The organism is Yersinia thracica (genome assembly GCF_902170565.1).
GTDB lineage: Bacteria > Pseudomonadota > Gammaproteobacteria > Enterobacterales > Enterobacteriaceae > Yersinia > Yersinia thracica.
The window spans coordinates 1-11,118 of the sequence record NZ_CABHXX010000064.1 but is presented as its reverse complement, the minus strand read 5'-3'; the positions used below and the strand labels follow the sequence as shown (position 1 = coordinate 11,118).

Below are 11,118 nucleotides of genomic sequence, written 5' to 3'. Positions count from 1 at the left end.
CGTAAAACATTATTCAAAAGAAAGTAATGTGACTATTAAAAACGCCACGGTTTAAACAGTTTCATCATGGATTTGATGGAAGTCAGATGAATTGCATTAAAATTAAAATACACCAATCACTTTAACTTCAAATAATATAATAATGAATTCAAACGAAAATTAATGATTTTAAATTAAATGATGGATGTTTTTATAAGTTATTTAACCTATTTAGATTTTTTTATTTGTTTTTTATATAATTAAATTACCCTCGACATAAAAATGCCAGTAATAATAAAATGTAATGATGGCATTACTTATAATAATAAAAATAATATATTTGATTACTTATGATCACTAAAATACTCATCTTTTTTGGATTACAACGCCAAACCCATACCTACCCCCTGCTTCTTCTAACGAAAATTCATATAATAAAAAAGAATCATACTGCTAAAGGTAGTATCAGACTGTGGCCTCTTTGCCTCTCGTCAATTCACCCGCATGATAATCTCTGCCATAATGGCGCTCTATTTGATAGGTAGTCCCGCGCCGAATTATCACTTCTGGTGGCGGAGCCCTCAGACCACGGAGTTCAGCATGGATCACGGTAATACCTCGGATTTACTTTCTCTGGAGCAAGCGCTGACTAAAATGCTGTCACAGGTCACGCCATTACAGACCAGCGAAACCATCGCGCTCACTGATGCTGCGGGACGTATCACAGCCAGTGCAATTACATCACCCATTGCCGTGCCACCTTTCGCTAACTCAGCTATGGACGGTTATGCTGTGCGCTGTAATGAACTTAGCAGTACCCAGCCATTACCGGTGGCAGGTAAAGCTTTCGCAGGTGCCCCTTTTAAAGATGAATGGCCCGCAAATAGCTGTATTCGGATCATGACCGGCGCCCCTATTCCCGAAGGTGCCGATGCTGTCGTCATGCAAGAACAAGCGGTTGTGAGTGAGCAGGGTGTTACATTTAGCGGCAATATACATGCTGGGCAAAATATCCGGCTGGCAGGTGAAGACATCCAGCAAGGAGCGGCTGTTTTTCCCGCAGGTGTCAAACTCGGTGCTGCGCAGTTGCCGCTATTAGCATCATTAGGGATTGCCGAACTTACCGTGTTCCGTACATTGAAAGTGGCTATTTTCTCTACCGGTGATGAATTGAAGCCGGTCGGTCAGCCCTTGGGAGACGGGGAAATTTACGATACCAATCGCTTTGCGGTACGTTTGATGTTGCAGCAATTAGGTTGCCAAATCATTGATCTTGGCGTCATCCGTGATGACCAACAAGCATTACGCAATGCATTTGAACAAGCCAATGCATCTGCTGATTTGGTCATTAGTAGCGGTGGAGTTTCAGTCGGCGAAGCGGACTATACCAAACAGATGTTGGAAGAACTGGGTGATGTTGGTTTCTGGAAATTAGCGATAAAACCCGGAAAACCTTTTGCTTTCGGTAAATTAGAGAATGCCTGGTTCTGCGGCCTGCCGGGTAATCCCGTCTCTGCGGCACTGACATTTTATCAATTGGTACAACCCCTCATTGCTAAACTTTCCGGCCATTCTGATTGGCAGCCACCGTTGCGTTTGAAGGCAAAAACAATAACAAAATTGAAAAAAACACCGGGCCGGTTAGATTTCCAACGTGGCGTTTTCTCAACCAATACCCAAGGTGAACTGGAAGTGCGTACGACGGGCCATCAAGGTTCACATGTATTTAGCTCATTTAGCCAAGCTAACTGTTTTATCGTCCTTGAGCGGGAACGTGGCTCAGTAGAAGTCGGCGAAATTGTTGAAATAGAACTATTTAATGGATTATTGATTTAGTGAATTATTTTAACAATAAATTGCTAGGAGACTGATATGTTACCTGAACTTTCCGATGCACAAACTCTGCGTTATAACCGGCAAATCGTTTTGCAGGGTTTTGATTTTGACGGACAGGAAAAACTCAATGCAGCCAAAGTATTAATTGTTGGATTAGGCGGCCTCGGGTGTGCGGCAGCACAATATCTGGCGGTAGCAGGTGTAGGCCATCTTACATTGCTGGATTTTGACACTGTTTCTCTGTCCAACTTACAACGGCAAGTTCTGCATCGTGATGACCGTATCGGTGTGTCTAAGGTCGCCTCTGCGGCAATAACTTTAGCGGAGATGAATCCTGGCCTGACACTCAACACAATTGATATTCAGTTAGATGATGAGCAGCTTGCTATTCTCATAGCTGAGCATCAATTGGTGCTGGATTGTACCGATAATGTCGCCAGCCGTGAGCAACTTAACCGTCTATGCCATACCCAACGTAAACCACTGATTTCTGGTGCGGCCATTCGCATGGAAGGGCAAGTGAGTGTCTTTACATATCAAGAAGATAAGCCTTGCTATCGCTGTCTCAGCCGCTTGTTTGGTGATAACGCCCTGACCTGCGTTGAAGCCGGAGTAATGGCTCCATTGGTGGGTATTATTGGTAATTTACAGGCGATGGAAACGATAAAGCTACTGGCTGATTATGGCCAGGTGATTTCAGGCCGCATATTAATGTATGACGCCATGACGGCAGAATTTCGCAGTTTAAAGCTGGCAAAAGATGCCAACTGCGAGGTTTGCGGTAAAGACTAGTGGAATATAGGTATAAAAAAAGCTGATGCAATGCATCAGCTCAGACTGCTGACAAACTCCGACGACTCGATCTATGGTGGTGAGGACGGGCAGAAGAGTAAAGCGTCCTCGCCAGGGATGGCGCGGCTCGAGCCTACAAGGATGTATTGACGGCGTCTTTACGATCTGCCTGTTTTCACCGCTGCGGGCACTTTGTCAATAACCTCAAAGCTGATGCAATGCATCAGCTTTCTTATCAACCCGCAATCAAATAATCAGGACTGAATACCCTGGCTACGCAGATAATCTTCGTAGTTACCGGTAAAGTCGATTAGCTTGCTTGGTGTCATTTCTATCACTCGGGTCGCCAATGAACTGACGAACTCACGGTCATGGGAAACGAAGATTAACGTGCCTTCATACATTTCCAATGCCATGTTAAGAGCTTCAATCGATTCCATATCCAAATGGTTGGTTGGCTCATCCATTACCAGAATGTTAGGGCGCTGCATCATCAGCTTACCAAACAACATCCGTCCTTTCTCACCACCAGACAAGACCTGTACTTTTTTCTTGATATCGTCCTGGCTAAACAGCAAACGACCCAGCACACTGCGCACAGCCTGCTCATCATCTTTTTCCTGTTTCCACTGACTCATCCAGTCAAATACCGTCAGATCGATTTCAAAATCACTGGCGTGATCCTGCGCATAGTAGCCGATCTTACTGTTTTCAGACCATTTTACGGTACCTGCATCCGGCTCATAATCCCCTACTAACGTTTTCAGTAAAGTAGATTTACCGATACCGTTTGGCCCGAGGATCGCCACTTTCTCACCCACTTCCAGTCGCAGATCCAGTTTTTTAAACAGTGGGCCGTTATCAAAACCTTTGGTTAGCAATTCAACTTCCAGAGCATTACGGAACAGCTTTTTATCCTGATCAAAGCGGATAAACGGGTTCTGCCGGCTAGAAGCTTTCACTTCATCAAGCTGAATTTTATCAATTTGACGAGCGCGTGAAGTTGCCTGTTTGGATTTCGAGGCGTTGGCACTAAAGCGGCTAACGAAAGATTGCAACTCAGAGATCTGGGCCTTTTTCTTGGCGTTATCAGAGAGCAGACGATCGCGAGCTTGAGTCGCCGCCGTCATATATTCATCATAGTTACCCGGATAAACGCGCAGTTCGCCGTAATCTAAATCCGCCATGTGGGTACACACCATATTCAGGAAGTGGCGGTCATGGGAAATAATGATCATGGTGCTGTTACGTTCGTTCAGAATTTGTTCCAACCAGCGGATAGTATCGATATCCAAGTTGTTGGTCGGTTCGTCGAGCAACAAAATTTCCGGATCGGAGAACAAAGCCTGTGCCAACAATACACGCAATTTGAAGCCGGGAGCGATTTCGCTCATTAGGCCATAATGTTGTTCAACCGGAATACCGACACCGAGCAACAATTCACCGGCACGGGCTTCTGCGCTGTAACCATCCATTTCACCATAAGCAACTTCCAGATCAGCGACTTTATAGCCGTCTGCTTCGCTCATTTCGGCCATGGCGTAAATGCGATCGCGCTCTTCTTTTACTTCCCACAGTTCGCCGTGACCCATAATAACGGTGTCGAGCACTGTGTTGTTTTCAAAGGCGAATTGGTCCTGACGTAACTTACCCAGACGCTCATTCGGGTCAAGGAATACGTTACCGCCGCTGGGTACTAAATCACCGCCAAGGATTTTCATGAAAGTGGATTTACCACAACCATTAGCACCGATTAGGCCATAGCGATTACCGCCACCGAATTTTACTGAGATGTTTTCAAACAGCGGCTTGCTGCCGAATTGCATGGTGATATTGTTAGTACTTAGCACAGAGCTCGCTCTCGATTGGATTACTGAATAGGGATATTCAAGAATTATAGAAAATGTGATTCGGCGCGCATTATGCCACAAGATGGCAAGAGTATCGCCTCCAGTTTGCATGAAATCTCAGCAAGAGTGGAAAAGGGGGTGAGATTAAGGCTAAAAGCTGGGGTGCAGTTTAATTACAGCGTTTTATATCAATGTGCCATTTGCTTAGTAAGCATATGAAATCTTATCGCTAACTCATTTTACCCTGAACTCGATAAATAAAAGAGGCTATATTGCACGACAAATACAATATAGCCCTCCGCCCATACTCCCACATAACTTACTACCCTACAGCCACTTCGCATCACGAGTAAACGAGATGGTTAGCCAGCGATGCGGCCCAGATTCACCAATTGCGCGAGATATCTCATCACGTATTTTGTCAAAATAAGATACACCGCTATTTTCCATTTCAGGTGGAATAACCACATGAATCTCAACAAATAAACCTCGACCGATGCGAGTAGCATAATGCGAATAATCTATAAATTGATATTTCGCCATTAGCTTATCCATTATATTTTCCATGGAAGCATCCAGTGTATCCGGTGTCATTTGTAATACTTCACGGACGGCGGCAATGACGGTCTTTATCGGAACCGTTATCAATATCAGTGTTAACAGCGCCAATACACTAGGGTCAGTATAAACAATCAAATGTTCATAACGGGTGCCTTCCATACTCCAGGAAAGCAAAAAGGCCACTAATAAAGCCGAGCTGATGCACGCCGACATCAGCCAACTCTTGGTATCCAATGCGATTAACTCAGACTTAACGCGTTTATTTAAACGGCGTTGCTTTAGGAAGAGAGTAAAACAGAAAATGCTGACGACCAGAGCATAAACAATCGCCCAACCTAGCTCTAACTCGCGACCGCCATCAATAATACCTTTAATCGCGTTAACAAAAGCATACAAGCAGAGGAAGGCCAGTAAACTGCCATTAAAAGCCAAGACTAGTGGTTCTACATGCCAAAAACCATATTGAAAACGCCGACTATTTGGTTGACCCAACAATCGGGATACTAATAGAGATAAACTGCACATCCCTGCGTCTAAAGCAGAGAACATACCATCGAAAATAATCGACATAGATCCGCAGACAATACCAAAAACAATCCCCATGATAGCAATGAATAAAGTACAAAAAATCGAACGTCGTAAAATCTGCTGTTCAAGTTTAGTATCGTGCAGCATCGGGGCTGCTTGTCCACTATATGTCGTCATGATTACAACCTATTTTATAGTCATCTGCTTTATAGTAACCAACTGTTTTATAATCATATATTTTTACCTACCCAACTTGACGTGTAAATCTCGACAGAAACAATGAAAGTCAATCAGGCCAGCAATAGTGTGTCATATTATTCCCTTTTTACCAGTAAATTACGTTGTCACGCCGGAACAGTCACCGGGTTAATGTCTTGTTTTTACATATTTAAAATAAGATGTTTTTTGTTATACGGAAGGATAGCGTTGAGGAAAACGTAGACAGATAATCTGCCGTTTTTTTCAAGAAATACGGCTATTACAGACGAAAAAAATCCGCCCGAAAGCGGATTTTTCCAACACAGTATCCACCTTTAGAGATGAATGCTGATTATCCTAAGCAGTTGCTTAGAAAGTGTAACCTACGCCAGCAACCCAAGTGCCAACGTCAACGCTACGAATGCGGCTTTGCTCGTAAGAAACGTCAAAGGCAACATTTTGCATTGGGTTGAACTGCACGCCTGCACCGTAAGTGAAGCCGTAATCGCTGGTGCTGTTTTTGTCGCCAAGAGACGTTGGGTAGTTCTGGCTGAAACGACCATAACCCACACCTACCAAGCCGTAAACGCTAGCCCAATCATTGATACGGTAAGCTGGGCCCCCGGTGATCGCGTTGTATTGTGCTTTGTTGTAAACAGATGCGCTGTCGCCGAAGCTGCTTTTTTCAGTGTGAGTGAAAGAGGTGATGTAACCCAGTTGGGAATCGCTCCACTCGTAACGGTACTTCAGGTTGAAGCCTGAAGATTTGTTAGCAACACCTTGGTAATCGCTCTGGGCATAACCACCAGAAACGGTGCTTTGACCTGCAAAGGCTGACCCTGCGGTCACTGCTAATACACAAGCTGCTACAGCTGAAAGACATGCAATTTTATTCATAACCACCTCGAAAAACGCAAATTATTAGATGAAACTTGAATACGATGGAATTATAACAAAAAATAGTGTGAAACTCTGCCCATCAATGATTGTCTAATCATTTATTTGGTGTAACAAAGAGTTTCAAGTATCTTCTATCTTACTAATACGTTTACGAATTTTGGGTATTCTACGCCATTTTGTGATACTCATCACCAAAACCCATTCCAGACTATTCTTAATTTTCCAGCTCAATAAAACACCAAAAATAGTGTGAAAAACCTGCATCTTCAGAAAAAATTTATTTATTTCATCTTTTTCTTCGTCATTATTATGTCCATCGGTAATTTTTAAACACTTAACAGACATTTCATTTACACTGGCAAGGATTGGTATCTACTATTTTTCTTTGAGGTTCAAAAGGATGTCCTTGTCTCCTTCTTCCAAAAATTCACTCCCGTTACTCCCGATTCTCTTGCTCGTGATCGCCATGATCTCAATACAAAGTGGCGCATCATTGGCGAAAAGCCTGTTCCCGCTAGTCGGCGCACAAGGAATAACCTCATTGCGACTGGGTATCGGCACGCTGATTCTGTTTATTATTTTTAAACCCTGGCGGATGCGCTTTGAAGCTGGCAGCCGGTTGCCCTTATTGATTTATGGGATTGCCTTGGGTGGCATGAATTTCCTTTTTTATCTGTCATTGAAAACAGTGCCATTAGGTATTGCCGTCGCGTTGGAATTCACCGGCCCACTGGCTGTCGCCATGCTCTCTTCACGCCGCCCGGTCGATTTTATCTGGGTCGGTTTGGCGATTTTGGGCCTATGGTTCCTGTTGCCGCTGGGAAGCAGCATCGGAACCATTGATCTATTTGGCGCGGCCTGTGCTCTGGGCGCCGGGGTCTGCTGGGCGCTTTATATTGTTTCGGGGCAAAAAGCCGGTGGTGATCACGGGCCGGGTACCGTAGCGATTGGCTCTATGATTGCCGCGATAATTTTCTGCCCAATTGGCGTAGCTTATAGTGGTATGGCACTGTTCAGCCCGGCAATTCTGCCAGTAGCATTGGCTGTGGCTATTCTATCGACAGCATTGCCTTACTCACTTGAAATGGTCGCGCTGACCCGCTTGCCCACCCGTACATTCGGCACATTGATGAGTTTGGAGCCCGCATTAGCGGCGATTTCAGGGCTGGTGTTCTTAAATGAACATCTGACATTGATTCAATGGCTGGCTCTGGCATCTATTATCAGCGCCTCCATCGGCGCTACCCTCACCATCAAACCTAAACCGCAGATTGACGAAATTGCTTGAACAGGAGCCACCTATGGAAATCAGAATTGCAACAACAGCCGATTTTGCTGAAATTTGGCCACTGTTTCAGGCGGTAATCAGTAGTGGCGACACCTATGTGTTCACCGCGGACACCCCTGAACAAGATGCTTATGATTACTGGTTTGGTATGGGAGTGCGGTGCTGGGTAGCGCTGCATGAGGGGCGAGTTGTCGGTATGTATAAATTAATCGATAACCAGCGCGGCCTGGGTAATCATGTTTCAAATGCGTCTTTTATGGTCGATGGAAATGCACGCGGTCTGGGCATTGGCAAAGCACTTGGAATCCATTGTATTGAACAGGCAACAGCCCTCGGTTATCGAGCGATACAATTCAACTTTGTGGTCAGCACCAATACCCTCGCGGTTGCTCTGTGGCAAAAGCTAGGTTTTGAAATTCTCGCCACACTACCAGGCGCGTTTAACCACAGCCAATTGGGTTATGTGGATGCCTATGTTATGCATCGAGCACTGGTTCCTCAGCAAAACTGACTCTCAGTCCCCCCAGAGAAACTTTATCGAGCACGCCAGCCTAGTCATTCCGCGGGCTGGCGTTTTTTATTAATTATTTTTCATTTTTTTGCATCCAAAACACCGGGCTGGTTCGTATAGGTAGATGTGAGGCCAAGCTTCACCTCAATCCACCTAAAAGGAATACATTATGAAAACGCTCATTCGTACCGCTATCTGTGCTTCCTTAGTCTTCAGCAGTGTTTCTATGGCCGCCATGATGTCCGACCCTATCATGGTGGGAGGCGCATCTATGCTCCCAAGCAAAAATATTATCGAGAATGCAGTGAACGCCAAAGATCACACCACCTTAGTGGCGGGACGGCTGAGCTGAAAACTGTCAACGGCCAGCCATTATGGATTATGAATAATGGGCCGCATAATATTCAGCTTAAAGATGGCAAAGGTAACATCGCCAATATCAGTACCTATGATGTACAACAGAAAAATGGTGTGATCGATGTGATTGATACCGTCCTGATGCCTAAATAAAACCCGTCTATACTGGGTGCAGTATCTCACTGCATCTGACGGTTTTTAGGGATGGGCGCATGAATGAATGTTCTCTGGAACAACAGATTGGACTGATCGATGCCATTGCTCAAGGCGATCAGTCCGCTTTTGAACAGCTTTACCGTCTTACCTCCCCTCGATTATTTGCCGTCGCTTTTCGCATGCTGCGCAGCCATGCTCGGGCAGAAGAAGTATTGCACGACAGTTTTATCACTGTCTGGAACCGAGCGAATCATTACAATGCGCAACTCAGCGCACCGCTGACCTGGTTGACCCATATCGTGCGTAACCGCGCCATCGACTTGATGCGAGGCAGTGATAATCGCCTACAATCACTGGACGATGCTGAAACCGACTCGCTGACCGATAACTCGCTGACACCGCTGGAAAAATTGCAGCAAGACACTGAAACTAAGCAGCTTGCAGACTGTCTGGCACATCTGCCGGTCGAACAGCGGCAAAGTATTATGCTGGCTTATTATCAGGGACTTTCTCATGGGGAAATCTCGGCTCATTTACAGCAACCACTGGGCACGATAAAAAGTTGGATACGTCGTGCACTGGATCACCTCAAGGGCTGTGTAGGCTTATGAAAAACAGACGCGAATATGACTCAGCCCTAGCCGCAGAATATGCGCTGGGCACTCTGCGCGGACTGGCTCGGATGCGTTTTGAGCGCAGAATCCGCCGAGATCCACGGCTGGCGGCAGATGTTGCCAGTTGGCAAAGCTTATTGACTCAACTCGATAATCAGCTCGCGCCTTTAGAGCCTCCGGAGCTTGTCTGGAAGCGGCTCGAGTTACAATTACCGCCTCTCAATGTCCGCCATATAAAACGCAACCCTTGGTCTTATGTCGGCTGGGCTGTCGCCGCGGGCCTTGCGGCGATATTGCTCATACCGCGTTTATTGGTCGAACCGCCGGTGACCACCCCCGTGGCCGTGTTATCCAATAGCCAGCAAAGCGGCCAGTGGGTAGTCAGTGTGGAAAAATCGACCCGCAGTTTGACATTAACACCATTGAATCCGGTCGCCATCAGTGACACCAAGAGCCTTGAGTTATGGAGTATTCCTGCTGGTGAAAAGCCACATTCGCTAGGATTATTAAATACTCAAGGCCCCACACAACTGACATTGGCTGAAAACCAGTTAACCGGTCATTCATTACTGGCAATCAGTTTGGAACCTCATGGCGGATCGCCCTCCGGCCAACCCACCGGGGCTGTTTTATTCAGCGGGCCACTACAAAATCTGTGATTTTTTCTATCGGAGGCTACACATGCAAGACTGGGATCCTGACTTATATCGTCAATTTGAAGCAGAACGCACCCGCCCCGCTCACGACCTGCTAGCACATACTCAAGAAGAAATACCTCGACGTATCAGTGATTTAGGTTGTGGGCCGGGTAATTCCACGCAATTGCTGCGCGAGCGTTTTCCTGATGCCCAACTGGTCGGCATTGATAATTCTCGGGCCATGTTGCTCAGTGCGCAACAGCGCTTGCCTGATTGCGCTTTTCTCGAAGCCGATATTCGCCAATGGCAACCTTCAGAACCGCAAGACCTGATTTATGCCAATGCATCGCTACAGTGGCTCACTGACCACCAGCAACTTTTCCCTTACCTGTTTTCTAAATTGGCTGCCAACGGAATACTTGCCGTCCAGATGCCGGATAATCTTGATGAGCCCAGCCACAGGGCAATGCGGGAGGTCGCCGCAAACGGTCCATGGCAACAAACGCTACAAGAAGCTGGGGCTGGGCGGGCAAAAGTGCTCACCGCCAATCAGTATTATGATTTGCTGGCCCCTCATGCTGAGCACGTCGATATCTGGCGTACCACCTATTATCACCCGATACCCTCCGCGCAGGCGATTGTCGATTGGCTACGCGCAACCGGTTTACGCCCTTTTCTTGAGCCACTCTCTGAATCTATGCGTTTAGATTTCCTGCAAGATTATCTGGCCATTATTGATGCGGCATATTTACCACAAGTTGATGGTCGGCGTTTACTCGCGTTTCCGCGCTTATTTATTGTTGCCCGAGCACGGCAATAACCCTTTGAGTATGCCGGTTAAATTAATTTTCCGGCATACTGGAATGATATAACGCAGTAAAATAGTCAATGCAGAAAACCATTTATATTT

At 45.9% G+C, this 11,118-nt stretch carries 10 protein-coding genes and 1 pseudogene; 8 read left to right on the top strand and 3 right to left on the bottom strand.

The features are described from left to right. Positions 1-579: 579 nt before the first annotated feature. Entirely contained in the window at positions 580-1,815 is a 1,236-nt protein-coding gene (moeA, locus tag FTA91_RS07250; protein WP_145535620.1) for a molybdopterin molybdotransferase MoeA, read from the top strand. 36 nt (positions 1,816-1,851) lie between these two features. Continuing rightward, on the top strand, positions 1,852-2,607 hold the full coding sequence (gene moeB / locus FTA91_RS07245) for a molybdopterin-synthase adenylyltransferase MoeB (protein WP_145535618.1): 756 nt from the start codon (positions 1,852-1,854) through the stop codon (positions 2,605-2,607). Between the two features lie 254 nt (positions 2,608-2,861). Here the strand turns inward: moeB and FTA91_RS07240 are convergent, their stop codons facing one another. The 3 genes from FTA91_RS07240 to ompX form a co-directional block, all read right to left on the bottom strand. Next, positions 2,862-4,457 (bottom strand): ABC-F family ATPase, encoded by a 1,596-nt coding sequence (locus FTA91_RS07240; RefSeq protein WP_071841807.1) that lies wholly within the window; start codon positions 4,455-4,457, stop codon positions 2,862-2,864. Positions 4,458-4,784: 327 nt separating this feature from the next. Continuing rightward, complete coding sequence (locus FTA91_RS07235; protein WP_050112864.1) at positions 4,785-5,723, bottom strand: cation diffusion facilitator family transporter; 939 nt, start codon at positions 5,721-5,723, stop codon at positions 4,785-4,787. A gap of 390 nt (positions 5,724-6,113) precedes the next feature. Next, positions 6,114-6,641 carry an outer membrane protein OmpX gene (ompX, locus tag FTA91_RS07230; RefSeq protein WP_050112862.1) on the bottom strand — a complete coding sequence of 176 codons (528 nt, stop codon included), beginning with the start codon at positions 6,639-6,641 and terminating at the stop codon, positions 6,114-6,116. A 403-nt stretch (positions 6,642-7,044) separates the two neighbouring features. Between ompX and rhtA the strand changes: the two genes are divergently transcribed. From rhtA to tam, 6 genes and pseudogenes are all read left to right on the top strand, one after another. Then, positions 7,045-7,932 carry a threonine/homoserine exporter RhtA gene (gene rhtA, locus FTA91_RS07220; protein ID WP_050112858.1) on the top strand — a complete coding sequence of 296 codons (888 nt, stop codon included), beginning with the start codon at positions 7,045-7,047 and terminating at the stop codon, positions 7,930-7,932. A gap of 13 nt (positions 7,933-7,945) precedes the next feature. Then, positions 7,946-8,443 carry a GNAT family N-acetyltransferase gene (locus FTA91_RS07215; protein WP_050112856.1) on the top strand — a complete coding sequence of 166 codons (498 nt, stop codon included), beginning with the start codon at positions 7,946-7,948 and terminating at the stop codon, positions 8,441-8,443. A gap of 169 nt (positions 8,444-8,612) precedes the next feature. Then, a pseudogene (locus FTA91_RS07210) lies at positions 8,613-8,953 on the top strand (fasciclin domain-containing protein). 59 nt (positions 8,954-9,012) lie between these two features. Further along, the gene (locus FTA91_RS07205; RefSeq protein WP_145535614.1) at positions 9,013-9,567 is read left to right on the top strand and encodes a sigma-70 family RNA polymerase sigma factor; all 555 of its coding nucleotides are present in this window, start codon (positions 9,013-9,015) and stop codon (positions 9,565-9,567) included. Then, entirely contained in the window at positions 9,564-10,229 is a 666-nt protein-coding gene (locus FTA91_RS07200) for an anti-sigma factor (protein WP_050112853.1), read from the top strand. The genes FTA91_RS07205 and FTA91_RS07200 overlap by 4 nt, the downstream gene beginning before the upstream one ends. Before the next feature lie 22 nt (positions 10,230-10,251). Further along, positions 10,252-11,028 carry a trans-aconitate 2-methyltransferase gene (tam, locus tag FTA91_RS07195; RefSeq protein ID WP_145535612.1) on the top strand — a complete coding sequence of 259 codons (777 nt, stop codon included), beginning with the start codon at positions 10,252-10,254 and terminating at the stop codon, positions 11,026-11,028. The last annotated feature ends 90 nt before the right edge of the window (positions 11,029-11,118 follow it).

Excerpts from the sequence above, each read along its gene's own strand:
- ompX (WP_050112862.1), bottom strand. The coding sequence starts at position 6,641 with ATGAATAAAATTGCATGTCTTTCAGCTGTAGCAGCTTGTGTATTAGCA.
- FTA91_RS07215 (WP_050112856.1), top strand. The coding sequence starts at position 7,946 with ATGGAAATCAGAATTGCAACAACAGCCGATTTTGCTGAAATTTGGCCA.
- tam (WP_145535612.1), top strand. The coding sequence starts at position 10,252 with ATGCAAGACTGGGATCCTGACTTATATCGTCAATTTGAAGCAGAACGC.
- FTA91_RS07205 (WP_145535614.1), top strand. The coding sequence starts at position 9,013 with ATGAATGAATGTTCTCTGGAACAACAGATTGGACTGATCGATGCCATT.
- moeA (WP_145535620.1), top strand. The coding sequence starts at position 580 with ATGGATCACGGTAATACCTCGGATTTACTTTCTCTGGAGCAAGCGCTG.
- moeB (WP_145535618.1), top strand. The coding sequence starts at position 1,852 with ATGTTACCTGAACTTTCCGATGCACAAACTCTGCGTTATAACCGGCAA.
- FTA91_RS07200 (WP_050112853.1), top strand. The coding sequence starts at position 9,564 with ATGAAAAACAGACGCGAATATGACTCAGCCCTAGCCGCAGAATATGCG.
- FTA91_RS07235 (WP_050112864.1), bottom strand. The coding sequence starts at position 5,723 with ATGACGACATATAGTGGACAAGCAGCCCCGATGCTGCACGATACTAAA.
- rhtA (WP_050112858.1), top strand. The coding sequence starts at position 7,045 with ATGTCCTTGTCTCCTTCTTCCAAAAATTCACTCCCGTTACTCCCGATT.